Origin of the sequence: Gordonia sp. CNJ-863 (assembly GCF_001942325.1) — a bacterium.
In the GTDB taxonomy this organism is placed as follows: Bacteria; Actinomycetota; Actinomycetes; order Mycobacteriales; family Mycobacteriaceae; genus Gordonia; species Gordonia alkanivorans.
Map to the genome: position 1 here is coordinate 1 of NZ_MKKG01000008.1, position 26,060 is coordinate 26,060.

At 69.3% G+C, this 26,060-nt stretch carries 10 protein-coding genes and 1 pseudogene; 4 read left to right on the top strand and 7 right to left on the bottom strand.

Going from position 1 to position 26,060, the window contains the following annotated elements:
- The first annotated feature begins 506 nt into the window (after window positions 1–506).
- Both BJF87_RS26570 and BJF87_RS04325 read left to right on the top strand, forming a co-directional pair.
- A complete protein-coding gene (locus BJF87_RS26570; protein ID WP_262338854.1) occupies window positions 507–674 on the top strand; it encodes a hypothetical protein in 168 nt (55 codons plus the stop codon).
- Between the two features lie 125 nt (window positions 675–799).
- On the top strand, window positions 800–1,687 hold the full coding sequence (locus BJF87_RS04325) for a GGDEF domain-containing protein (protein WP_262338855.1): 888 nt from the start codon (window positions 800–802) through the stop codon (window positions 1,685–1,687).
- On the opposite strand, the gene BJF87_RS04330 is transcribed toward BJF87_RS04325, so the two are convergent.
- Window positions 1,633–2,394, bottom strand: a complete 762-nt coding sequence (locus BJF87_RS04330; RefSeq protein WP_035753293.1) for a hypothetical protein — start codon at window positions 2,392–2,394, stop codon at window positions 1,633–1,635. The two genes, BJF87_RS04325 and BJF87_RS04330, sit on opposite strands and share 55 nt — an antisense overlap.
- Before the next feature lie 171 nt (window positions 2,395–2,565).
- Between BJF87_RS04330 and BJF87_RS04335 the strand changes: the two genes are divergently transcribed.
- Entirely contained in the window at window positions 2,566–4,668 is a 2,103-nt protein-coding gene (locus BJF87_RS04335) for an Rv1355c family protein (protein WP_006358193.1), read from the top strand.
- A gap of 39 nt (window positions 4,669–4,707) precedes the next feature.
- Here BJF87_RS04335 and BJF87_RS04340 read toward each other — a convergent pair whose 3' ends face one another.
- Together BJF87_RS04340 and BJF87_RS04345 are read right to left on the bottom strand one after the other, a co-directional pair.
- Entirely contained in the window at window positions 4,708–5,358 is a 651-nt protein-coding gene (locus BJF87_RS04340; protein WP_006358192.1) for a PaaI family thioesterase, read from the bottom strand.
- 43 nt (window positions 5,359–5,401) lie between these two features.
- Window positions 5,402–5,635 (bottom strand): hypothetical protein, encoded by a 234-nt coding sequence (locus tag BJF87_RS04345; protein ID WP_187346460.1) that lies wholly within the window; start codon window positions 5,633–5,635, stop codon window positions 5,402–5,404.
- 160 nt (window positions 5,636–5,795) lie between these two features.
- Here BJF87_RS04345 and BJF87_RS04350 point away from each other — a divergent pair, with 160 nt between their 5' ends.
- Window positions 5,796–6,767, top strand: coding sequence for a 1,4-dihydroxy-2-naphthoyl-CoA synthase (locus tag BJF87_RS04350; protein ID WP_035753427.1), 972 nt, complete (start codon window positions 5,796–5,798; stop codon window positions 6,765–6,767).
- Here BJF87_RS04350 and BJF87_RS04355 read toward each other — a convergent pair.
- The 4 genes and pseudogenes from BJF87_RS04355 to BJF87_RS04370 all read right to left on the bottom strand — a co-directional run bounded on the left by BJF87_RS04355 (window position 6,761) and on the right by BJF87_RS04370 (window position 25,945).
- Window positions 6,761–8,527, bottom strand: coding sequence for a DUF4012 domain-containing protein (locus tag BJF87_RS04355; protein WP_006358189.1), 1,767 nt, complete (start codon window positions 8,525–8,527; stop codon window positions 6,761–6,763). The two genes, BJF87_RS04350 and BJF87_RS04355, sit on opposite strands and share 7 nt — an antisense overlap.
- Window positions 8,524–9,135 (bottom strand): low molecular weight protein-tyrosine-phosphatase, encoded by a 612-nt coding sequence (locus BJF87_RS04360; protein ID WP_006358188.1) that lies wholly within the window; start codon window positions 9,133–9,135, stop codon window positions 8,524–8,526. The genes BJF87_RS04355 and BJF87_RS04360 overlap by 4 nt, the downstream gene beginning before the upstream one ends.
- Window positions 9,129–23,968 (bottom strand): annotated as a pseudogene (locus BJF87_RS04365) (amino acid adenylation domain-containing protein). Before BJF87_RS04365 ends, BJF87_RS04360 begins: the two are co-directional and overlap by 7 nt.
- A gap of 912 nt (window positions 23,969–24,880) precedes the next feature.
- The gene (locus BJF87_RS04370) at window positions 24,881–25,945 is read right to left on the bottom strand and encodes an LLM class F420-dependent oxidoreductase (RefSeq protein ID WP_075862740.1); all 1,065 of its coding nucleotides are present in this window, start codon (window positions 25,943–25,945) and stop codon (window positions 24,881–24,883) included.
- Window positions 25,946–26,060 lie beyond the last annotated feature (115 nt).

Below are 26,060 nucleotides of genomic sequence, written 5' to 3' on the forward strand. Positions count from 1 at the left end.
GGCCGCCTGGAACACCTCCGCGGGATCGCGTTGGGCTTCCGCAACCTCAACCACTACATCTTGCGGTCACTCATCCACTCCGGCGGCCTCGCACAACACCTCGACGCACTCTGAATCAGGAAGAGCCACTTTACTCGCAGACCCCGCGGTTCTGTAGCGCACGACCCGCGCCGGGTCGCGGTCGAAGAACTGCGGATTCGGTCGGAGGAATTCGACCGCGTCGATTGGTGTCGACAATCACGCCGGCACGCGCGAGCGACAGCCCGGCCGTAGAATTCCGGGGTCCCGGTATCGGACGACGTGTGCGCCGACACTTTCTCTTTTCCTCAGATCTCAGCAAACAATTAGAAAGGCTAGAAAACGACTGGTAGGGTAGTCGCAACTCCTGGGTGCGATGCCACTGAAGGATTCGTTCGTTCCGGTTACGATTTTGTTTTCGCAAATCCCATGTTCGGAGTATCCGTGACCGCATGCGCGGTCAAAGCGACGGAAAGCGGTCCCGGCGTATGGCCTTGATCAGGAATGTGATGCGGCGCTACGACGCGCGCTCCATGGCAACGCTGATCAGCACCGGTGGCGTATTGCCCCTGCCCCTCATCGCTCTGCTCGCACCCCACACCATCAAGCCCGGCAAGATGGTTCTCCTGATGGCCATCTGGACGTTCATCGCCTGATCTTCGCCGTCACCGCTCTGCGTCGCCGGCTGACCGACCCGCAGTTCGCGGTCCTCGGCGGTCTCGGAATCGCCGGCATCGGCGGCACGTCGCTGATCCTCGCCGATCCCCTGACCGCGGCCCTGGTGCTGGCCATCGTGGCCGTCATCCCGGCGATCGGCGCGATCACCGCCTCGCCTCGGCTCATCCTGTCTCATCTGGCGTTGGCCAGCGCGTGCACCGCGGTCGTCCTCGCGACCCTCGCGCACACCGTTCCCACCTTCCTGATCAGCTTCGGCGCGATGTTCGGGGTCATCGTCGTTCCGGTGTTCCTCGTGGTGGCGCTCCGGAAATCGATGGAGGCCGTTCTCGACCAGCAGACCCGACTCTGCGGCATCGACCCGTTGACCGGCCTGCTCAACCGTCGCGGATTTCTCATCCGGGCATCGCAGTTGCTGTCGGCCGCCCGGTCCTCGACGGGATGGATCGGCATCCTGTTGCTCGACGTCGACCACTTCAAGCGGATCAACGACGAATACGGGCACCTCGCCGGCGACGGCGTCCTGCTCTCCGCCGCGGCGGCCATCCGCGAGCACGCACCGGTCGGTTCCGAGGTGTGCCGCTACGGGGGCGAGGAGTTCCTCCTCTTCCACGTCGTCCGTGACCAGGAAGAACTCTGGCGCTGCGCCGAGCGCCTCCGCGCCGCCGTCGCCGCGACCGCACCGGTGACGGTCAGCGTCGGTGGTGTCTGCGCACCGCTGATGTCCTCACGAAACGGAAGTGCCCACTCGACCGACGACGTCATCGGCAACCTGCTGGGTCGCGCCGACGAATGCGTCTACCGGGCGAAGGAGAGCGGCCGCGACACCACGGTCATCGACACGATCGATCCGATCGTGTGGAACGACGGCACGTTGAGCTCCCACGCCGCCGAGGATCCGCCGGCCTCGCCGCCGTCGGCGAGCCTGTACGAGGTCTTCTACCAGCGGCCGGCGGACTTGGTCGAGATGGAGACACGTCCGGGCAGGAGCTGAGGCGCCCCCGGGGTCTGCAGGATGTCGGCTTCCATCCGCATTCGACGCCATGTCTCGGGAGAGGTGTGCTCGCGGATGCGTGCACGGTCCCACCACATCAGGCGCGTGCGATACCGCTCGTCGGGGAAGGGGGTCGGCGGCACGGATTCGTCGACGCGCCCACCGCCCGACTGCCAGCGCCGCAGCACATGGTCGGCCGCGGTCGCCATCATGTGGTCGGTGCCCGACATCTCCATGATCACCAGACCCAGCCGCGAGAGCTGGCCCGCCACCGACCGCGCGATCGGCGAGCTCTCGTCCACCCAGGCCGTCTTGACCTCGACGATCCCGCCGGCCAGTCGCGACTCGATCGCGTTCACCAGCTGCACCTGACCGGGCTGTCCGGCCCACTCGACGAGCGCATGCGACTGGGCCGCCGCGCTGAACCGCGGTTGGACGCGCAGACCGCCCCGGACCTGGTCGGCGTCGTCGAGGACCGCGAAGAACAGTGCCGTTCCCGCGCCCGTCGAGACCTCGTCGTAGTCGAGCGCGGCCGCACAGCCGTGCCGTTCGTACGATGCGGCCGCCCCGTTCAGGTACCGATCCCACAACGCCCTCTCACGGCCGGGCGCGGCCGCGATGACCGTGTACTCCGACCCCACCTCTCGGGCGGTGGCATGCAGAACGCCCGTTCGCCTCGCCTCACCGGCAGTTTTCATCGTTTTCATCGCAGGATTGCGCCTTTCGAAAAGGAGGAATTCATTGCGAGATCTCCCCTGACCCCGCGTGTTATGTTGCCACAAGAGCGTTTTTATGCAGGCTCACGAGCACGTTTTCCTCCGGATTCGGCGCCTATCGGTCCGGTTGGCGACGCGTCGTCGAGTAAGCCACGATGAGGTATGCCCTCTGTGCCGGACACCGCCGCCGTCCTCTACTCCGAGTCCGAAGTCCCCGATTCTCTGGTCCACGACGACTCGATCGACGTGGCCGACATGACCGCGGAGACCGCCCGAGCACTCGACGAGATCCTCCCTCCGGTCGACCCCGCGCTCCGGACCGAGAACCCTCGTTTCGCGTACTTTCCCTGGCGGAAATCGCTGGTGAAAATCCCCGGTCCACTGTCTTTCCGTCGCCTTCGACTGGACCGCAACCGGCATAAGCTGACCGCCGCGGATCTCGATGCCGCGGCGAAACTGCGCATCGGTGTCGTCGGATTGAGCGTGGGTCACGCCATCGCCTTGACCCTGACGCTCGAGGGACTGGCCGGCGAATTGCGCCTGGCCGATTTCGACGACCTCGAACTGACCAATATGAATCGAATTCCGGCGACATTGCTGGATATCGACACGAACAAAGCCGTGGTCGCTTCTCGCAGGATTTCCGAAATCGATCCCTATCTGACGACCTCGGTGTTCCCGGACGGCATAACATCGGAGAACATCGACGAATTCGTCGACGGCCTCGACCTCGTTGTCGAAGAATGTGATTCCTTCGATGTGAAGGTGCTGGTCCGGCAACGTTGCCGCGAACTGGGCATTCCGGTGCTGATGGAGACGAGTGACGGCGGAACCCTGGACGTGGAGCGTTTCGACCTCGAGCCGGACCGCCCGCTGTTCCACGGCCTCGCGGGCGATCTCCGCGTCGAGGACCTGGTGGGTCTGGACCGTGCGCATCTGACGCCGCTGGCCGTCAAGGTGCTCGAGCCGGCGCGGGTCACCGCACCGATGGCCGCATCGGCGATCGAACTCGGGCACTCGGTCACGGCCTGGCCCCAGCTGGCCGGCGACGTCCTCCTCGGTGGCGCGACGGTCGCCGCCGCGGTACGACGGCTCGTCCAGGGCAGGCCGCTGCCGTCGGGACGGGTGCGCTTCGACCGCGACACCTGGCTCGACGGTCTCTCCGATCCCCTCCACCGCGCTCTCGACGACGCCGGCGCGACCGGCGAGTCGGCATGCCGTGAGATCCCGGTCGAGCAGATGTCCGACCTCGAGCTCATCACGCACGCAGCGACCCGTGCCCCGTCGGCGGGCAACCAGCAGCCGTGGCGGATCACCGCCGACGACGACTCCGTGACCATCGCCCTGGACCGATCTCGCACCTCGACGCTCGACATCGAGCACCGAGCCTCGGCGGTCGCGGTGGGTGCCGCCCTGCACAACGCCCGCGTCGCCGCGGCCAGCCGGGGCGTGCTGGACGACGTCGAGGTAGTCGCGGACGATCGGACGATCCTCGGACGGGTGCGACTCAAGGGCCTCGGTGCGGGCGTGCAGGCCCCCGAACACGAACGCGAACTCCGTACCCTGCTGGCGCGGAGCACCCGGCGTGGACCCGGGGACGGTTCACCGCTCGGCGACGACGATCTGATCCGTCTCGCCGATGTGGCCGACACCGAGATCACCCGGCTCGTGCCGCTCGCCGACCGTGCGCGGATCACGACCTTCGCCTCGATCTCCGATCGTTCCGACCGGGTGCGCTTCCTGACCCCCGAGCTACACCGCGAGATGTTCGCCGAACTCACCGCCGACCCCGCGGACGGCGCCGGGATCGACATCGCCTCCCTCGACCTGCCGCCGGCGATGGCCGGGATGCTCGACGTGCTCCGCCGCGGCGACGTGATGGCGCTGCTCGACGAGTGGGGCGGTGGTGCCGCTTTGGGCGCCGACGCGGCGGCACGGGTCACCTCGGCCTCGGGAATCCTGCTCCTGGTCCAGCGGGGACGGACACCGGCGGACTACCTACGGGCCGGTCTCGTCGCCGAGCAGCTGTGGGTCGCCGCCGAACAACTCGGTTACGCCGTACACCCCATGACGCCCGCGTTCCTGTATGCGCTCGACGACGCGACGGCTCGCTCGCTGTCGAGCAACCACGGCGACGCTCTCGCCGGTCTGCGTCGCGAGATGGACGAGCTGTGCCCGGTCGCCGACGACGAGGCGGTCACCATCGCGCTGCGGGTGTCGCGATCGGCCTCGCCGACCGTGCGCAGCCGCCGGCTCCACGGCTGACCCGACTGCCCGCCTGACGGGCCGGGTCCGACCGCCTGACTAGGCCTGGCCGGGATTGAGCTTGATGAACAGGGCGTCCATCTCGGCGCACAACCGGTCACCGTCGTGCATGGTGCCCTTGATGAAGACCTTGCGGCCCTCGATCTTGTCCGCCCAGGCGCGCACGCGCAGCGTCGTGTTCAGCGGGGTGATCGAGCGGTACTGCACGTTCAGGTAGGCGGTGCGGCTGACGTGCTGGATCGCCACGGCCGAGGCGAAGCCACCGATGTCGTCGAAGGCGACGGCGACGTGCCCGCCGTGCGCGGCGGCGTTACCGCCGAGGTGGAAGTCGCGGAAGACCAGGTCGGCGACGACACCGTCCTCGGCGGCCTCGACGACCTCATAGGGCGGGAGCGTGATGTTGCCGCGGGACGGCAGGTCGATGCGGGTGCCCGCGGGCGAATGCCACTCGTCGATGCGGACCTTGGCGAGGCGTTCATTGACGGCGGTGAGGTGCTCGATGAGTTCGTCGACGAGCTCGTCGTCGGGGCAGGCGTAGCGCGCATTGTCCATCAGCAGGCGAACCTGCTCGCTGAACTCGCCGTACCGCGGGCCGCCGCGCTCGGTGGTGATGGCCGCATGCGGCCGGAAACCACCCTCGTGCGGGTCTTCCTCGACGGTTTCTACAGCACGGTCGTTCGCTTCACTCACCGGTCAACCGTATAAGAAGACCGATTCGGGGGACGGACTGGTGCTAGCCGTCGTCGCTCGGACGGTTCCGGTCGGAGCGTCGATGCGAGTCGAGGTCGACGCACCCACCGTGGCGGACGAGTCCGTGAGACGTGCCTGGGACGAAGTCGGGAACGCCACGCGGCCCACGCTCCTTTTCGTCCCGGAGCCGTACCGCCCGCCCCACGATCACGGCGACGACGGCGGCCAGTACGCACCAGCCGACCACACCGACGACAATCCACCCCCAGGTGTTCATGGGTACATGTAAGCATTGCGAACTGGGAATTTGCTGAAAACGCGCATCATATACGGTGCAAGCGGAAGGGATACTCCTCAGGACATTTGACCCACCTCGGCACCCGTGCGCCCGGCGGACCGCCGTGAGCGCGATCGTCTGCGATCACTACTCTGAGCGCATGAGCGCGACCGACGACACCAAGACCGCCGACCAGCCGTTCGACCCGGCCCAGTGGACCCAGGTGCCCGGGTTCACCGACCTCACCGACGTCACCTACCACCGGCATGCGGCCGAGGGTCGCGAGAACGGCATCGTGCGAGTGGCCTTCGACCGTCCGGAGGTCCGCAACGCCTTCCGCCCGCACACCGTCGACGAGCTCTACCGCGTGCTCGACCACGCCCGCCGCTCCCCCGACGTCGGAACGATTCTGCTGACCGGCAACGGCCCGAGCCCCAAGGACGGCGGGTGGGCCTTCTGCAGCGGCGGCGACCAGCGCATCCGCGGCCGTTCCGGGTACCAGTACGCGACCAGCCACGACACCGACGTCGTGGCCGCGGGCGCCGACTCCGTCGACGAGGCCCGGGTGAAGGTCGAGGGCGGACGACTCCACATCCTCGAGGTCCAGCGACTCATCCGCACCATGCCCAAGGTGGTCATCGCGGTGGTCAACGGATGGGCGGCCGGCGGCGGCCACTCACTACACGTGGTGTGCGACCTGACCCTGGCCTCCGCCGAGCACGCCCGGTTCAAGCAGACCGACGCCGACGTGGGCTCGTTCGACGCCGGTTACGGCAGCGCCTACCTCGCCAAGCAGGTCGGCCAGAAGTTCGCCCGCGAGATCTTCTTCCTCGGCGAGGCCTACGACGCGGAGACCATGCACCGCATGGGAGCAGTCAACCGCGTCGCCCCGCACGCCGAGCTGGAGAACACCGCCATCGAGTGGGCCCGCAAGATCAACGGCAAATCGCCCACCGCGCAACGCATGCTGAAGTTCGCGTTCAATCTCACCGACGACGGCCTCATGGGTCAGCAGGTGTTCGCCGGTGAGGCCACCCGCCTGGCCTACATGACCGACGAGGCCGTCGAAGGCCGGGATGCGTTCCTGGAGAAGCGCGATCCGCGCTGGGACGACTACCCGTACTACTACTGACGCGGCCCGCAGGCGGGCACGTCGACGGTGACGGTCGGGTCGTCGACCAGCGGCTGCACCGGGACCTCGGCCTCGCCCGCCGCGGCGGTCGGCTCGTCGATCTTCAGCGTGATCGTGGCGCTCTGTCCCGGCGCGATGCCGACGCGGGTCGAGTAGTACGGCCGCCCGTGCAGGGTCTGTTCGACGTAGAAGGCGCCCGCGTCTCCCAGGGTCATTTCCTTGAGCACCGCCCCCTTGGTGGCGAGGAACTCCACGTTGGCGAGGTTGGTGCCCTTGTCCACCGACAGTTCGGTGCCGAGGCCACCGGCGACGTAGTCGGTGAGCCCGGTGGTCTCGTCGAGGGTGTTGGTCAGGGTGACCTTGATCGTGCTCTCGCGGGTGTCGCCGCGGCAATCGCCTGAGGTGTAGTCGATCTCGCGGCGCAGGTAGTAGTCGAGCTTGCTGCCCGACGCGTTGCCGATCGCCACCTGCAGATACGGCGAGTCGGTGTCGGAGATCTGGTGACCGAGCTTGGTGGTCTCGAGGATCTCCTGTTCGGCCGGCGTGGTGCTGTAGACCATGATCCGGCGCTCGTGGACGCCGCGTCCGAGAGCCTCGAGCAGGTCGCGGGTGCTGCCACCCGAGTCGATCAGTTTCTTGACGACGGCCTGGGAGATGGACTGCAGGTACGCCTTTCGGGCCCCGTTGTCGTCGGCGAACCGTTGGTACGAGGTCGACAGCGTGATCGGTACGACGTTGTCGGCGGTGATCTTCTCGCCGCCGGGTAACGCCACCGGTCCGACGACGTCGAGTATGTACTTCAGCGCGATCGGGTCGAGCGCGATGGCACCGTCGAGCTTCTGGCCGGTCTGGGCCTGCCAGTTGGCCAGCCAGATCTTCGCGGCGTCGGGGAAGTGTGCGCTGAGGTTCCCGTTGCGGAAGTCGGTGTAGGGCTTGTAGTACGAGTAGATCGCGTCGTACTCGGGCCCCAGGTCGATCTTCGGTGTCGTCGGGTCGCGGAACTCGGAGTTGGCGCCGAGCTCGGGAACCGTCACCCGTCCACCCGTCGCGTTGAGCAACCCGAAGCCGCCGACGAGTCCGCCGGTTCCGCGGGATTCCGACGGCGTCTGGAAGGCCATGAAGTAGTTGCGCGGCCCCTCCGAACCCAGCATCGGCGGGATGAGCTGGGCGGCGATGTCGGTCGCGACCAGGGTGGACTCGGCCGCATCGACCTGTTCGGCGAGTTGGGTTCTCGCATCGGCGACGACGCCGAGCCAGCTCGGAGTGATCGACGCGACCTCATCGGCCACCTCGGTCGAGCGTTCGGCGACCTTGGCGAGCTCGGGTTGCGCCTCGCGTAACAGTTTGAGGTTCACCGTGTTCCCGGTCCGGAGCTGATCCGGGTTCAGCACGCCCGCGAGATCCGCGGCCGGGAGGAGTACGTCGGCGGACAGCGCCTCGACGGCGTCGCTCATCTGCTGCACCGACTTCAGCGGCGATCCGATTCCCGGGAGCGCGGCCACCGCCGACCACACGATGCCGTGGGACCTGTCGGAGGCGGCCTGGGCGCTGTCGGCGGCCGCGGCGGCGGCCTGCGAGGCGCCGGCCTGATCGCCGTCGAGCATGAGGGTCCGGGCCCGGGAGGCATCGGAGCGCACCGATTCCAGGTCACCCTTCACCTTCAGTGCCGAGTACGCGAGCCAGGCGACGACCGCGGCGACGAGCAGCACGATCAGAGCCAGGATCTGTACCGCCCGGTTTGCGACGATGCGGCGGATCATCGGGTCTCCCCTGTCGTCTCGGTGATGTGTTGTGCCGCCAGCCAGTTGGCGACGGTCTCGACCTTCGGTTCGACCTCGGCGAACACCCGGTCGAAGTCCTCACGCGGACGGCCCATCGGGTCGACGATGTCGAGGAGCGACGAGTTGGGATCGATGCGTCCCCGCCCGCCCATGATCGCGGCGAGGGTGCCGTTCTGGTCCGGGGTGCCGGTCTCCGCTAGGGCGGCGAACTCGGTGAGGGTGAACACGCGCTTCCAGCGCGCGGGCGCCATCTGCTGGGCGGCCGCACGGTGCTCGCGACTCATGCACAACACGACGTCGGCCTGCGTCAGCATCGGCGGACGCAGATATCGAGCCTCGAAACCCGATGCGTCGTAACCGTGTTCGGCGAGAACCGCGGCGGAGTGCGGGTGGATCGGCTGACCGTTCAGCGCGCCGGTACCGGCACTGCTCGAGGTGACGGCGAGATCTGTTCCGTCGGCGCGCATTCGGTCGGCCAGCCCCGTCAGCACGCGTTCGCCGATCGGCGAACGGCAGATGTTGCCCGTGCAGACGAACAGGATCGACAATCCCGTCGACGTCGCGTCCCGGTCGGATCCGGTCACCATTCCTCCTCGATTCTCCTGGCCAGCCGACGCATCACGTCGGGGTCGCCCATCTGCGCGTGTGCGACTCCGGCGGAGATCACTTCCACCGCCGGAGCCCCGGTTCCGGCATCGTGCCGGACGGCCCGTGCCCAGCTGTCGACGTCCGGATTGTCCTCGGCGGCAACGTAGATGACCTTACCCACGGGCGCCGGACCCAGCTCATAGGACCGCACCGCGGCGGCGAGGGTCCGGGAACGATCCTCGAATCGTCGTAGCGCCTGCGGGTCGTGGCGTTCGGCCGCGGCCCGGAGCGGGTGATCCTCGCCGAGCAGCTCCTTGTCGGCCTCCTCGTCCAGGTCGCCGGGCGGCCGGGAGTCGAGCACCATCAGCACGCCGACCTGCTCCCCGACGTCGACCAGCTGACGGCTCATCTCATGCGCGATGACGCCGCCCAGCGACCAGCCGACGAGGTGGTAGGGCCCGGACGGCTGACGCCTGCGGACCGCCGCGACGTGGATGGCCGCGATCTCGGCGAGGCTCGCGGGCATGTCACGGTCGGCCACGACCAGTTCGGGCAGCTGGAGACCGTAGGCGACGGCCGAATCCAGCGACCTGCCGAAGGCGCGGAACGGTTCGACAATTCCGGTGGCGGTGTGCACGCACCAGATCGTCGGGACGCCGGATTCCGGGACATCGAGTTCAGGGGCATCGGATTCAGGGAGATCCGGGCGCGAGAGCGGCACGACGCGGTGGTCGACGCCGGTACCCTCCCCCGTGGACGCGGCGTCGACGACGCGGGCCAACTCGGCCGGCGTGCGGTGGGTGAAGAGGTCTGCGACGTCCACGGTGACGGAGGTGCGTCGGGTGAGTTCGTCGCGCAGCTGTACCAGGGCCAGGGAGTTGCCACCCAGTGCGAAGAAGTCGTCGTCCATGCCGACGCCCTGTTCGCCGAGGACCGTCCGGAAGGCGTCGCGAACGGTTGTCTCCGTGCGGGTCTCGGGTTCTCGGGTCGATTCCGACCAGGTCGGCTCGGGGAGTCGTCGCTGGTCGATCTTGCCCGCGCCACTCAGCGGCAGTTCGGCCAGTTCGACGATCCGGGCGGGCACCATGTGCCGCGGCAGCTGGGCGCGGCAAACGTCGGCGAGGTGGTCGACGGACACCGGCGAGACCACGTAGGAGACGAGTGCCGGCCCGGCCGGCCCGGGCCGCAACACGGTCACCGATCGGTCGGCCCCGGCGCCCACCAGGACGGCGTCGATCTCGGCGGGTTCGACGCGCTGGCCGCGGATCTTCATCTGGCGGTCCGCGCGACCCACGTAGATCAGCTCGCCGGACTCGCGATCCCAGCGCACGAGGTCGCCGGTCCGGTAGCGCCGACGACCGTCGTTCCCGGCGACGAAGGTCGCGGCGGTCAGCGCCCGGTCGCCGAGATAGCCACGGGCGACGCCGGTTCCGCTGACGTAGAGCTCGCCCACCACGCCGAGTGGGACGTGGCGGAGTCGGGTGTCGAGGACCTCGGCGCCGATCCCGGGCCGCGGATGCCCCAGTCGTACCGGCTCGCCCGGACGGTAGGCGCTGGTGGACACCGTCACCGTCGTCTCGGTCGGGCCGTAGATGTTGCGGACCTGCGTCCGCTCCGACCATGCCGTCGCGAGGTCGGCCGGCAGTGCCTCGCCGCCGATGTAGACCAGTCGCAACGAGGTGATCGACTGCGGTCGCATCGTCCGCATCACCGACGGGGTCGCGGTGAACACGCTGACCCGGGTGCGGTCGAGGAAGTCGGCGAGGTCGCTTCCCCCGACGATCTCGGGCGGGACGACCACGAGCGTCGCACCCGACGCCAGCGGCAGCAGCAGGTCGTGGAACGTCGCGTCGAATCCAGGGCTGATCGCCATCCCCACCCGGTCGCCGGATTCCACGTCGCCGAGCCCGGCGACACGATGCACGCCGCGATGGGTGACGCCGACGATGTTGGGGGTGCCCGTGGTGCCCGATGTCGTGATGACATACGCCAGGGAGTCCGGTGAGACACGTGCAACCGGCTCCGAGGCGACGGGTTCGACCGGTTGCGTGGGGATGTCCTCCGGACCGATCGCCGTCGCCCGTGCTCCGGCGACCACGTGCTCGATGCGCGCCGCCGGGTAGGTGACGTCGACGGGGACGCACACCCCGCCGATGCGGCTCACCGCCCAGATGGCGACCACCGATTCGATGGAGCGTGGGACGACCACCGCAACCGCGTCGCCCGCGTCGAGGCCGCGCGCACGAAGGGCACGCGCCGTCTCCGACACCCAGGCGTCGAGTTCGCGGTAGGTGAGGGATCGCGTGCCGTCGGTGATCGCCGGCCGATCGCCGTGCGTGGCCACCGTCCCGGTGAACAGGTCGGCGAGCAGTGGTTCGGTCCCGGTCGGCACGGCGGCATGCGCACGGCCGCTGAGGAATTCGCGTTCGGCCGCGGTGAGGGGTTCGACGGCGGCGATCCGACGTGCGGGGTCGCCGGTCACCGCGGCGACGGCCGCCACCAGACGCTCACCCAGTCCGCGGATCACGCTCTCGTCGAACAGATCCCGCGCGTGATGGAGCTGCAGCCGCCAGTTGCCCTCGGACCGGACCGCGACGATGTGCACGTCGAACTCGCTGTGCGAATCCATCGCGGTACGCGGTGCGTCCGCGGTGACGGGACCTGGCGCGACGCCGGTGGAGTCGACCACCGAGAAGGCGACCTGGACGAGCGGGTGACGTCCGGGGATGCGCGGCGGATCGACGAGTGCGACGACGTCGTCGAAGGCGATCGCCGCGTGGTCGAGAGCGGCGAGGTCCGTGTCGCGGACGGTCTCGATGAGGCCGCCGACCGTCATCCCGGCGGTCAGTCGCGTACGCAGGACCACCGTCGAGATCAGCATGCCGACCGTGCCCGCACTGTCCGCGTCGCGGCGCATCGAGGCCGGGGTCGCCACGGCGATGTCGTCGACGCCCGCCTGCGCCGCGAGGGCTAGTGCGGTCGCGGCGTGCAGGAGATGGAAGTCGCTGGCCTGTGCGCGGCGGGCGGCCGTCGAGATGGACCGGGCGACGGCCTCGTCGATCGGGAACTCGATCACCGAGGTACGGAGATCGCGGTCGGGCGGACGGTGGTCGGCGAGGTCGAGTTCCCCGCGGTAACCATCGAGGGCCTGCCGCCAGTAGTCGTGCAGTTCGGCGCGTGAGCTCTGCTCCTCGGCGACCATCCGGCGCGCGAGGACGTCGAAGCCGACCGGTTCCCGGGCCAGGGACTCGCCGGCCAGGAGTGCGGCGAGTTCCCGTTCGACGATGGCTGCGGATTCGCCGTCCATCGCGATGTGGTGGGCGACGAGGACCGCCGCGACCGGGGCGGTGTCGACGCCGTTCTCCGTCAGCAGCCAGCTTCGCACGGGTGGTTCCCCGGCGAGATCGAAGGGAGTGGAGAACTCATCGGCGATGGCCGTGCCGGTGAGCGCGGTCGAGTCGAGGTGCCGTACCGGCGGCCGCCATCCGTCGACGACTCGCTGCCGCGGACCGTCGGGCGTGGCCAGGTAGCGGGTGCGCAGCGCGGTGTGCCGGTCGACGAGGGCGTCCAGTGCGGCGATCACCTCGGCCGTCGTGAGTCCGGGCGGGACACCGACGACGACGGGAACCGAGTAGATCGGGACCTGGCCCAACATCTGCGCGCCCACCCACATGCGGCGTTGCGTCGGTGCGAGTGGGATCTCCGTGAACCGGTCGTCCGGAAGGTGGACGGTGTGATCCGGTACGTCGACAGGGTCATGCGCAACGTCGACGGCCATCCGGGACACCGCGACGGCGAGCGCAGCGGGTGTCGGGTGCTCGAACAGGACCCGCGTGGGCACCCGGATGCCGAGGTGACGCCCCAGGGCCGAGGTCACCCTGGTGGCGGACAGCGAGGTACCGCCGAGAGCGAAGAAGTCGGCGGATTGCGCGACCGCGTTCTCCGGGACCTCGAGCACCTCGGCCATGATCGCCCCGACCTGCGAGACGAGTTCGGGATCGGCGGGTTCTCCTGTTTTCGAATGTGATTCGTCGGTGTCGCGTCCGGGGGTCCCGGCCACGGGCGCAACTGATGTCGAGGCGACGAGCGGGAACGGTTCCCCCACAGCGGGCAGATCGCACAACAGGGTCGTGTAATCGTCGAGCAGCTCCTGCGCCACACCGTCCGGGATCCGGCCGGAATGCACCAGGGTGACGTGCAGTTCGTCGTCGCTCTCGGCGAGGACCACCTCGATGTCGTACTTCGCGTCGACGGTCGAGGTCGCCTCGGTGACCAGGGAGGCCACCGCACCGGCCAGGGCCACCTCGCCCGACGCCTGGGGCACGACCTCCTGACTGACGAGCAACACCGAGATCAGCGGATCGCCGCCGTGGCGGGCCGCAGGCCGGACCGCCCGCACGACGTCTTCGTAGGGGACGTCGCCGTGGGCCAGCGCTGCCAGTGCGACGTCGCGGACCTGCTGCACGGCCTCACGAACCGGTGTGTCCGGCCGGAGTCGGGTGCGCAACGCGACGGTGTTGACGAACATGCCCACCACCGACTCCCATTCGGGGGCGGAGCGTCCGTGTACCGGCACGCCGACCAGGACATCCCACTGCCCCGTCAGCTGACCGAGGGTCGCCGAGAGAGCGGCGTGCGCGACCTGGAAGACCGTGGCAGACAACGCCTTGGCGGTCTGATGGATCGCGAGGGCCGGCACGGAGGCACCGATCCGACCGGTGACGCCCACCGCATCGGAGTCGCGATGGCCGGGCAACCGGACCGGTTGCGGGGCATCGGCGAGAGTCGCCGTCCAGTAACGGATCTGGTGGGCGACGACGCTGTTCCGGTCGGCGGCGTCACCGAGACGTGCGATCTGCCACTGGGTGAAGTCGGCGTACGTGAACGCCTCGTCGGCTGCCACCGCCAATCGCTCGCCGTCGTAGGCCCGCATCAGGTCGGCCAGCAGCACGCGGATGGACCAGCCGTCGATGGCGATGTGATGGAGCACCGCCGCGAGGTAGAGGTCGGGATCGTGGGTGGGGGCGTCTGAGGTGTCCACCTCGAAGACCGCCGCGCGGAATCCGGGCTCGTTCTCGAGGTCGAACGGCGCTCGCAGGTACTCTGTGACCTCCCGCCGCAGCGCGGTCTCGACGTTCTCGTCGCCGACCTCGACGCGGCGGTGGGCCAGCACCGGGCTGCGGTGTTCGATCAGCCGTTGGACCGGTCCGGCCGGCGAATCCGGGTACACCGTGCGGAGCACCGCGTGCGCGCCCACGACCTCGTCGACGGCCTTGCGAAGCCGGGCGAGATCGACGCGACCGCGGATCCGCATCACCACGGGCACGTGGTAGGCGGTCGAGGTCGGGTCGAAATGATGGTGAATCCACATGCGCCGCTGCGGGTATGCCAGTGGCAACGGATCGGGAACAGGGAGTCGCGCCGGCGCCGGCGCCGGCGACAGTGCCGCAACGGGTTCGGAGGTCGGTGAGATCAGGTCGTCGATGCGGCGAGCCAGTTCGCCGAGCGTCCGCGACTCGAACAGCAGACGGGCCGCGACGTCGGCCCCGGTGGACGCGGAAAGCCTGGAGGTGACCTGCGTGGCCGACAGCGAGGTGCCGCCGTCGGCGAAGAAATCCGAATCGGCGTCGAAGCTCTCGACGGGGCGGCCGAGGATCTCCGCCCACACCGACGCGATGAGCAGTTCCGTCTCCCCCGCCGGTGCGCGACCGACCGCGGCCGAACCACGGACACCGGTCGCGCCGAAGTCCGGTGCGGGCAGGGACGCCGTGTCGATCTTGCCGTTGCGGCCGATCGGCAGTTCGTCGACCTCGATGAACGTACTGGGGATCATGGTGCGCGGCAGCACATGTGCCAGCTGCGATGCCAGATCGTCGGTGTGGTTCCCGGTATCGGGCTCGCCGATCACCCAGGAGACCAGGACCTTCTCGCCCGCTGCGGTGACGCGGGCCGCGGTCACCGAGGTTGCGATGCCGGGCAGCCGGGACAGCGCCGCATCGATCTCGGCCGGTTCGAGGCGCACGCCACGGATCTTGACCTGGTCGTCGGTCCGGCCGTGGATCACGAAGGTGCCGTCAGCTCGCCGATGGACCAGATCTCCGGTGCGGTACATGCGCTTGCCGTGCGGACCGGCGACGAAGGCGACCGCGGTCGTGCGCGGGTCGTCGAGATACCCACGTGCCAGGCAGTTTCCGGAGAGGTACAGCTCACCCACGGTGTGGTCCGGAACAGGACGCAGCATCGGGTCTAGCACAGCCATGGTCACACCGTCGAGCGGGCGGCCGATGTGGACGGCACCCGACACGGAATCGGTGTAGCGCGCACTGCTCACCGCGACGGTCGCCTCGGTCGGACCGTATTCGTTGCTGAGGGTTGCGGTGCGGGTCCAGTCACGGATGAGTCCCGCGCCGAGCGGTTCGCCGCCCACGGCGACGTGCCGGACGTGCGGCAGGTCGCCGGGGCGCAGGGTGGCCAGCACCGACGGGGTGGTGAGGAGAACGGTCACCCCGGCGTCGTGGACGAGGTCGGCGAGTTCGTCGGCGGCGACGACATCCGGCGGACACATGATCGCCGTCGCGCCGGCGATGCGCGGCGGCAGGACTCCCATCAGGTGCGCGTCGAAACCGGTTGCGTACGTGTGCAACACACGGTCGGCGGAGGTCAGCCCCAGCCGTCCGACGGTGTCGCGGGCCCACCCGGCCAGGCCACGATGCGTGACCGCGACCCCCTTCGGCACACCGGTCGTCCCGGAGGTGAAGGTGATGTAGGCGACGTCGTCCGGCGTCACCGCCCGCACCCGCTCCGCCTCGTCGAAGGTCGGCACCACCGGGGGCAGTTCGGCGAACAACTCGTCGAGCGCGAGCACCTCGACACCGATTCCCGTCGCGTCGGTTCCCGCGGTGTCGATGCCGCCGAGCCCGAGCACCACCGTCGGTCGGCACCGATCGAGGATGAGGTTCCGGCGTTCGGCCGGGTCGGCGGGGTCGATGTTGACGAAAGCCGCACCCGCGCGGGCGATCGCGGCGGACGCGATCATCCCGAACACCGATCTCGGGAGCAGTTCGACGACCACATCGCCCGCACCGATACCCCGCGCGATCAGTACGCGCGCCAGATGGGTCGACAGTCGATCGACGTCGTGGGCGGAGATCTCGGTCCCGAAACCCGGTACGCGGTAGCGGGAATCGACGATCGCGACGTCGGACGGGGATGCGTCGGCGTACGACGTGAAGAGCGTGTCGAAGGTCTCCGGTTCGAGCTCCGGCGTCGCCGCCTCCTCGCTCGCCGGGCTCATCAGCGAGAGGACCGGCTCGTCGGGCGAGAGCACGCCGCGTCTCAGGGTGTCGACGACGAGGTCGCACAGCGCTTCCAGACGGTCCGCGGTCGCGACCGCGTCGGTGCAGGACATCGTCACGTGCAGCGCACCGCCGTGCCGGTACATCGAGACGTCGATGCCGAAGAGCGGGATTCCCAGGACCCCCGAGGCTGCGTTGCCGGCCGCACCCGTCGGGAACTCGGCCTCCACCCACTCGACGATCGCATCCGGCACCGCGCCGAAGGACACCTCGAACAACGGGGTTCCGGCACCGGCACGACCGGGATCGGCGATCTCCGAGATCTCGGTGAGGGGCAGGTCGGCATGGGAGAAGGCGCCCAGGTCCACCGAGGTCACCTGCGCCAGGAGTTCGGCGAAGGACAGTGCCGGATCGATCGGCGTGTGCAGTGGCACCGCACGCGCGAACAGGCCGGGCACACCGACGAGGCCCGGGTCGAGACGGCCGGACAGCGCGGTGCCGATGGTCACCACCCCGGCACCCGACTGCCTCGCCAGGACCGCCGCCAGCGCGGTGTGGGTGGCGATGAACGGGGTCGTCGACCGCGCCACGGTCAGCTCGTCGAGCGATGCGGTGACGGTCGCGTCCAGCTGCCCGTGCGCACGATGCACGATCGTCTCCGCCTCGCGGGCAACGGTTTCCGCCTGCAGATTCACCTCGGGCAGGCGGAGCTGGTCGACCGGTCGGGTGAACGCCGTCCGCCAGAACGCGGTCAGTTCCGCCCGCCTCGCCTCGAGCGTCTCGGCACGCCACATCGAGTACCGCCGATAATCCGTCACGCTCGCGGGCAGCGGCGCTCCGGCCAGGGCGGTGTCGAGATCACCGGCGAGGATCGCGAAGGATTCGCCGTCGGCGGCGATGTGGTGGATCACCCCGACAAGCCACCTGGACCCGTCGATCTCCACGATCCGTACCCGCCACGGAAGCGAGGCGGCGAGGTCGACGGGGGTGGCCATCGAGGCGAGGACGGCGGTCACATCCGGCGTCGAGTCGACTTCCAGACCGAGTTGCCGTTCCAGATGGTCGAGGACGTCGGCGTCGTCCCATCGATGCTGTACCGGGACCCCGTCGCGCAGCGGGAACCCGGTACACAGGGCGTCGTGCCGGGTCACGATCGCGGCCAGGGCGCGTCGCACATCGGCGGGGCTCGCGTCGATCGGCAGCGCCAGCGGCAGGAGGTAGCCGGTGAACTCCGGCTCGGTTCGCCACCGCAACCAGACGTCCAGCTGTTCCGGCGTGAGCGGAAGATCCGCGGGGATCTCTCGGTCATCGGACAGCAGGGACACCCGCGACAGCACGGGCGAAGTAACCGCAGCCGCGATCCGCGCCGCCAGTTCCGCGACGGTCGGGTACTCGAAGACATCGGCCACCTCGATGCGGTGGCCCATCCCGGCGAGAGTGGCGGCAAGACGTGCCGCCGAGAGCGAGGTGCCGCCGGCTGCGAAGAAGTTCGTGTCTGCACCGAGATGACCGGCATCTTCACCGACGACCGCACGGATCGCCGACGCCACCGTCTCCTCGATCGGACCGAGCGCCCGTCCGACCGGCGGGGCGGTGTCGGTGATGCTCGCAAAAAGCTTGTCCCGGTCGATCTTTCCGGTCCGGGTCATCGGCCAACCGTCGACGATCGCGACGCGGGACGGCACCGCGTGCCCCGGCAGCCGGGCGGCGCAGGCGGCCAGGATCGTCGCCTCGTCGAGGTCGTCGAGGACGTCGAAGTCGGCGAGGCCGTCCTCGGTCACGAAGGCCAGCAGGTGCTCGTCGCCCGCCCGTCGGCCCGGTCGTACCAGGACGCGCGCATCGCCCACGCCCGGTATCGCGCGCAGGGTCGAGACGATCTCACCGAGTTCCACACGGTGGCCGCGGATCTGGACCTGGTCGTCGTTGCGGCCGAGGTAGGCGAAACGACCCGGAGCGACCTCGCGGACGCGGTCGCCGGTGCGGTACATCCGTCGACCGCTACCCGACGGGTCCGCGACGAATCGGGTCGCGGTGAGCCCCGGTGCGTTGAGGTAGCCGAGCGCGACCTGCTCGCCGGCGAGATACAGTTCGCCGGCCGCACCGGTCGGCACCGGTCGCAGGCGCCGGTCCAGCACCATCGCGCCGACGCCGTCGAACGGGGTGCCGATGATGCTGCGCTCGTCGTCGAGGTCGACGTCGGCGGCGGTGAGCACGACGGTCGTCTCGGTGATGCCGTACATGTTGACCAGGCGGGTGCGGGGATGCTCGGCGGCCCATGCGCCCAACGTGTTCGGCGCGAGGGTCTCACCGCCGAAGACGACGGCCCGCAGTGACGTCAGTTCCGGCGGGGCCGGGACCCCCGCCGCTCTGGTGGTCGTCGCCAGGTCGACGATCCCGCTGAACGCGGTCGGGGTCTGCGACAGGATCGTTATCCCGTGCCGGTCGATCACCGCGGCGAGTGCCCGCGGGTCCCGGACCGTCGCATGGTCCACCACGACGACGCTGCCGCCGGATGCCAACGCACCGAGGATCTCCCACACCGAGAAGTCGAAGGCGTACGAGTGCACCCAGGCCCAGACGTCCCGCGGGGAGGCGTCGATGAGGTCGAGGCCCGCCCCCATCAACGCGGCCACGTTCTGCCGGGTCACCACCACGGCCTTCGGCAGGCCGGTGGAACCGGAGGTGTGGATGACATACGCGCGCCCGGCATCGTCTGCGCGCGTTGATGACCCACCCCGGCCGTCACCTGGAGACGGCTGTCGACGATCGCGGCCGGGGCGGTCCCGGCCAGGATCAGGTCGATGCGCGCCTGCGGATGGTCCGGATCGATCGGAACATAGACCGCGTCGGCGAGGAGGGTCCCGACGATCGCCACCACGGTGTCCGCGCGTCGGTCCATGAGCAGTGCCACGCGGTCGCCGGGCCGCACCCCGAACTCCCGCAGGTGCGCCGCCAGCGCGCGCGCCCGGTCCACGAGAGTGCGATAGTCGAGCGTCTCCTCACCGGCGATGACCGCGGTCGCCTCGGGGGCTGCGGAGGCGTGGCGGAGAAGGGCGCGAACGGGGTCGACGCAGGCGGTCCGGCGGGTGCCCGGATCGGCGACCGGCCCCGGCGACAGGCATTCGGCGATCAACGTGTCCGGTGCCGAGGCGCCCAGAGCCGCAACGGCCTCGACGAACCTGTCGAGCAGCCGACCGGCCGACGCCACGTCGACTCGGTGCTCGGCGATCGTCAGAGTGACGGACAGCCCGTTCCCGTCGTCGATCACGGTGAATTCCAACGCGGTTCGCGCCTCGCCGGTGCGCAACGTCTCCCCGCCGGCGAAGACCGTCGAGGCGACGAGATCGGGTGCCGTCGCATGGTAGGCGAAGATGACGTCGGACAGTCCGGTCGGTCCGGTGTCGGCGAACGTGACGGCCGTGCCGAGATCGCGGCCGGCGCCCGCGAGCGCTTCGGCGATCGGGGTCTGGCGAGCACCGGCCACCCGCACCGGCACCGTCTCGACGAACATGCCGACGGGGCGGAGTTCCTCACTGGTGAACCGGCCGGACACCGGCATCGACAGCACGACGTCGTCGGAGTCGGTGAACTCGGCGAGGGTTGCCGAGAGGGCCACGCACAGAAGCGTGTTGACGGTGGTGCCGCTCTCTCGCGCCCGCGCGGACGCGGCATCGGTGACCGCACGATCGATCCGGCGGCTCGTGTGGACCGCGGGTCCGGCGGTGAGCCCGGACGCCGCGGGATCGCCCACCGGGGGTTCGGGCAGTGCGAGACGTTCCGGGGCATCGCGGAGGAACCGGGTCCAGAAAACCTCTGCAGCAGCCCTGTTCGCAGTTGTGGTCGCCGTCGCAGTCGCAGGGCCGGATGGTCGTGCTTCCAGGACCTCACTGAACGCGACCGCTTCGGTCTCCCAGACGGGTTCCGCACCGGCCGCACGCGCACGGACGGCGTGGGCGAAGTCCTCCAGCACGATGTGCAGCGACCATTCGTCGACGGCGATGTGATGGGCGACGAGAACCAGTTCGACGGCCTCGCGGGTCTCGTCGAGTACCGCTCGCCACGGGACTCCGGTCCGCAGGTCGAACGGCGCCGACACGGCGAGATCGACGCCCGCCGGGTTCAGGGTCGCGCTGGTGATCGGTGCGGCAGCGGCAGATTCGGCCCGGCCGCGAACCCGTGCGACCGGCTCCCCGTCTACCTCCGGGTACACGGTCCGCAGTGCCTCGTGCCGGGTGGCCACGTCGACCAGGGCGGCTCGAGCAGCGTCGGCGGAGATGTGTTCGGCGAGCGTGAGACGCACGGGCAGGTGATACACCGTCGCACGAGGGTCGGCGCGGTTGAGCAACCAGATCTCCTGCTGGGCGCGGGTCGGCCGATAGGAGACGACCCCGCCGGTGGATGTCGTCCGCCTCGGGACGGCTGCGTCGACGACCGCGGCGAGCTCGCCGAGTGTCGTCACCGCCGCCAGGTCGCGCATGTCGACCACCACGCGCAACCTGCTGCCGAGGTGGGTACCGAGCTGCATGAATCCCAGTGAGGTGGCGCCCAATCGGACGAGTTCGTCGTCCATCGACGGACGCGATACGCCCAGCACCTCGGTCACCGCGTCGGCGACCGCCACCTCGGTGGCCGTCACCGGCGGCCGATACGTTGCCGGTGTCTCGCGTACCTCCGCGATCAGTCCGGCCGCCGCATGCCGGTCCACGTTGCCGGTCAAATCGGTCGGCAACTCGTCGAGGATCACCACGCGGCGGGGTCGGGTCGATGCGGGCACCTCGCCGTCCACCCGGCGCCGGACAGCGGCCCGGACACGCTGGTGGTCGGCGTCGTCGGTGTCGCAGACGACGCCGACGTCGAGTCCGCCCGAGGTCACCACTGTGACCGCGTACCCGACACCGGCGACCTGTCCCGCCGCCCGGTCGAGCGCCGCGAGATCGATCCGCACGCCGCCGAGGGTCACCACATCGCCTGCGCGGTGGTCGATCACCAACATGGCAGTGCCCGGGTCGAAGTGGCCGCGGTCGCCGGTGTGCAGCATCCGTGCTCCCCGGTCCCACGGGCACGCCACGAGGGTGGCCGCGGTGCCGACCGGGTCGTCGGCGACGCCCCGGATCACCTGCGGACCGGTCACATAGACGTCGCCCGTGATCCCGGCCGGAACCGGTCGCAGCCAGCGGTCCAGAACGGCGATCTCGGTGCCGGGACGCGGTGTACCACTGGGCAATCGGTGGTCGACGGCGGCGTCGGGGGCGATCCGCCGGTTCGCCGTCACCGGACCGAACGCGCCGCGCGGACAGTACGGCGCCGACACCTCTCGACCGAAGGCCAGACGCACCAGAGCGGCCGGCGCGATGTCCTCCCCCGCCACCAGGAGCGAGGTCATCGGCCCCTGCTTGCTGAGCGCCGGGACATCTCCCGGCGTCGCGATCACGTGCGTGACCGACGCGGTGTCCGCACCGGGCACGACGAGCCGCAGACCGTGCGCGGCCGCCGCGATGATCTCCAGATGGGCGGCCGACGACCCGGCGGCAGCGTCGAAGAGGAGGCGGCCGTACTCGAGATCGGTCGACCGGTCGTCGAACAGTCCGGTGGCGATCAGCGCGGCCACCGCGCGCTGGGGCACCGCAACGGTCGTGCCGACCCCGGAATCGGATTCCGTGATCGCGAGATGGCAAGCGATGTCCTCGGATTCGGGTGGACGGACCGGCGCTGCGGAAGCCTCGAGCCCATGGAGGTCCGTGAGTGTCAGGAGGCGCGGACCCGAGTCCGACGCCGGGGCGTCCTCGGACTGTGCGGCGATGACGAGCGCGGGACGTGCGCTCACCGGCAGCGTCGCGACGGCCGCACGCGGCGCGATCGGATCGAGCAGGACGAGTGCGGCACCACTCACCCCGACCGCCCACCACGCGGTCAGCCGGTCGACGCCCGGCGGCAACGCGATACCCACCGCGGTCCCCGGAGCCGCGCCGGCGGTTCGGAGTCGGGTGGCGAGATCCACTGCGCGGCCGTGTAACCGGTCGAACGTGATCGGTCGGGTGCGGGGCTCGTCGATCACCGGCCCGTGCGCGTGACGCGCGGTCGCGACGGCGAGCGCCTCGGGCACGGTGGCCGGCGCGGATCCGAGGGCCGCGCCGCGGACCACCGCCACCGGGTCTGCGAGCGGGAGATCGTCGATGCGGGTGTCCGGCGCCTGCAGAAGGGCATCGGCGAAGGTGCGCAGCATCGCGAGGAACTGTCGATGATGCTCGGCGACCTCGGCGTCGTCGTAGCGATTGGGGTTGGCCTCCACCCCGATCATCAGCACCGAGTCCCGGTCGTCGCCGGCGACCGGGACGATGTTGATCGTCAGATCCTCGGCGGGGCCGACCGTGAGGATGTGGAAGGTGCCGTGCGCCTCTCCGCAGGGGAATTCGCGCTGGAAGAGCATGAGATTGAGCATCGGACCGGACCGCTCCTGCGCCGCGGTGCGCCGTACGCGTCCGCTGGTCTCGTCGGCGGCGACATCGGCCCAGATGTCCTCGCCGCGGTAACGCTGGTGCCGCAGCGCGCCGAGGAGTGCCGCCTGTGTGGTGGCCAGCGCATCGGCGACCGACGCCTCCCCCGCGACGCCGGTACGCAACGGAACCACATTCGAGACGGGCAGCGGCGTCGACCGGAGCGCTGCGGTGGTCCGGGCGGCGACCGGGAACTGGAAGATCACCTCGTCGCCGTCGGCGGCGGCCCGGGCCAGGTAGGCCGAGAACGCGGCGACGAGGACGTTCGGCAGGATCGTCGAATGCTGCTCGGCCGCATGCCGGAGAAGGCCCATCGTCTCGGTGTCGACCGGTGCGACGATCCGTCGCGAGACGGCTTCCGGTTCCCCGCGCCGGTGCGCGAGGGATGCGGGGATCCCCACCCCGGCCATGGCCTGTCGCCAGTGACTCCGGTCGGTGTCGAAGCGTCGCGATGCGCGGTACTCGTCGTCGGCGCGCGCAGGCAGATCGAGGTCCACCGGTTTGACGGCCGGAGGCGTGCCGCCGGTCACCGCGGCGTGATAGGCGGCGATCGCCTCGACCATGCGGTCCTTGCCGCCCACCCCGTCCGAGAGCAGGTGGTGGCCGCGGTTGTAGACGAAGAACTTCTCGTCGCCGAGTCGGAAGAGACAGCCGCGGGCGGTGCGGTCGACCCGGGGGTCCAGCGGTCGCGCACAGTCTTCGCGCATGATCGCCTCGGCGGCCGCCCGCGGGTCCGGGCGATCCCGAAGATCGACGACGTCGGCCCAGTAGTGCAGCGACGGGTCGTAGACGCCCACCAGCCCGTCGTCGGTGTCCTCGAACCTCAGCTGCGTGAACTGGGCGCGACGCACCACCTCGCTCGTCACGCGCAGGAAGAGTTCGACGTCGATCGGCCCGTCGATCTCGACGTACTGCGCGACGTTGATCGGCACATCTGGTGCCGCCTGCTGGGTGAACCACAGGGCTCGTTGCGCGGCACTGAGCCGGAAGCGGCGGGCGACGCCGGCAATGGGAGTCTCGCGCTGCGGGTTCGGGTCGCTCATCGTCGACCCGCCTGGCGCTCACCCGGTCCGTGGGACCAGGAACTCATGGGGCACGCCGACCGTCTGATCCCCCCGACCCACGGTGTGGCCCCACCACCGAAATCACACAATCACGAACCCACGAAAACGAATCAGCAGATCCCGAATTCTCGAAATAGGATGCGGGTCGCGGGAAAGTCGTGGTGTGAATGAGTCCCCTTCCGGAAGAAACCCTCCTCGACGCCGAATTATGCGTCAATGGATTCGACATGCCGGAATTCAACACGGTGGAATTCAACGCCCTGCCTCACCACTCACCACGCGCCGTCCTCGTCAAGTCCGACTGCTGTCATCTGTACGCCAGAACCGGCCGTAACCGCGCGGCACACCGGTTTACGTTCGGTGCCGTCGTCTCCAGCAGCCGCCTAACCCTGGGCGAATACCGTTCAGCGCCGCGCGGATACCAAGAGCCTATGGGACGGGTTGGCGCCTCACAACTCGGGGGCACCCGTATCAAATCGGCGGCCGGCGAATACCGCCGAATCGTTCGGCCGGCAATCAGGCGAGCGAACGGAATGGGGTTCGCTATCTCGCTTAATTCACTTTCTCGTATGCACTGCGAACTGTTGCGAAAATCGGGCGGAAGTCTGTCCTCCGCGCGAGGGACACCCTCGTACCCGTCTCCCCATGGTCGATCGGAACGGGTTCGGCGACTCGCGAGTGTTTCGACCGCCCGATGCGGAATACGCTGCCCCCGGCGATTCGCATCAGCCTCGAAAATTCGGGCACTCTCTTTCACGCCGGGTCGGCGTCAGGCAGAAGAAGTGCGCGTTCGTCCGGGAGATGGCGCGTCGGTCTACGCATACCAGAACGGCGGCCTCGGAAAGGCCGCCGTACCGGGATATGCCTGAGACCCTCTCGCGGGACAGGCGATCAGTCGTTGAAGATGTCGCGCAACGCCTCGACCTCGGCGACCCGTTCCTTGTGCGTGGGCGCGGTCGGCGAGGCCAGGATGCAGGTGACTCCGGCCGCACGGAACGCGGCGACGCGCTCGGCGACCTGAGACTTGGAACCGATGAGCGACATGGCGTTCACCAGCTCCTCGGGGACGGCCGCGGCGGCCTCGACCTTCTTGCCGTCGAGGTAGAGGTCCTGGATGAGCTTCGCCTCGTCGACGTAGCCGTACCGGATGGCGAGCTGGTTGTAGAAGTTCTTGCCGCGGGCACCCATGCCGCCGATGTAGAGCGCGGCGTGGTGGCGGACGAGTTCCTTGGCGTTGTTGATCTGCTCCGGGTCATCGGAGACCCGCGCGGTGGCCTGCACGACGATGCCGAGCTCGCCCAGCGACGGGTCGCGCTTGGCCCTGCCTGCGGCCAGGGACTCGCCGAATGCGGCGTCGATCTGCTCCGGGTGGAACAGGATCGGCTGGAGCTCGTCGAACATCTCCGCGGCCAGCTCGATGTTTTTCGGCCCGATGGCGGCCAACAGCAGCGGGATGTTCTCGCGGACCGGATGGTTGATGATCTTGAGCGACTTACCGAGTCCCGAACCGCCGTGCTCCTCGTCGAGCGGCAGGGTGTAGTGCTTGCCCTGGTAGTTCAGCTTCTCGCGGCGCCACACCATGCGACAGATCTCCGCGTGCTCGCGCGCGCGGCCCAGCGGGTAGTCGTACTTCACGCCGTGGAAGCCCTCGATGACCTGCGGTCCCGACGCCCCGATGCCGAGCACCGCGCGGCCGCCACTGATGTAGTCGAGGCCGGCCGCGGTCATCGCGAGATTGGTCGGGGTGCGCGAGTACATGGGCAGGATCGCCGTCTGCAGTTCCATCTTCTCGGTCTTCGCGGCGATGAAGCCGAGCTGGGAGACCGCGTCGAAGCTGTAGGCCTCCGGCACCGCGATCCGCTCCACACCCGCAGCCTCGAAGTCGGCGAGATTGTTGATGGTCTCGCGGAAGTCGCCCGCGTAGTTGATCGGCATGCCCAGCTTCATCGATGTCATGGCGTCGGATTCTTCCACAGCGACCGCCGGTTCCACCATGCCCGGCCGAGCGTTCGTTCGCCCCGGAGAGCGACGGACGACACACCGGTGCTGAACTGCGACAACAAGCGCGACA

What these genes read in the sequence shown, in the direction of transcription:
- BJF87_RS26570 (WP_262338854.1), top strand. Translation starts at nt 507, where the DNA reads ATGGCCTTGATCAGGAATGTGATGCGGCGCTACGACGCGCGCTCCATG.
- BJF87_RS04330 (WP_035753293.1), bottom strand. Translation starts at nt 2,394, where the DNA reads ATGAAAACGATGAAAACTGCCGGTGAGGCGAGGCGAACGGGCGTTCTG.
- BJF87_RS04335 (WP_006358193.1), top strand. Translation starts at nt 2,566, where the DNA reads ATGCCCTCTGTGCCGGACACCGCCGCCGTCCTCTACTCCGAGTCCGAA.
- BJF87_RS04345 (WP_187346460.1), bottom strand. Translation starts at nt 5,635, where the DNA reads ATGAACACCTGGGGGTGGATTGTCGTCGGTGTGGTCGGCTGGTGCGTA.
- BJF87_RS04350 (WP_035753427.1), top strand. Translation starts at nt 5,796, where the DNA reads ATGAGCGCGACCGACGACACCAAGACCGCCGACCAGCCGTTCGACCCG.
- BJF87_RS04355 (WP_006358189.1), bottom strand. Translation starts at nt 8,527, where the DNA reads ATGATCCGCCGCATCGTCGCAAACCGGGCGGTACAGATCCTGGCTCTG.
- BJF87_RS04360 (WP_006358188.1), bottom strand. Translation starts at nt 9,135, where the DNA reads ATGGTGACCGGATCCGACCGGGACGCGACGTCGACGGGATTGTCGATC.
- BJF87_RS04370 (WP_075862740.1), bottom strand. Translation starts at nt 25,945, where the DNA reads ATGACATCGATGAAGCTGGGCATGCCGATCAACTACGCGGGCGACTTC.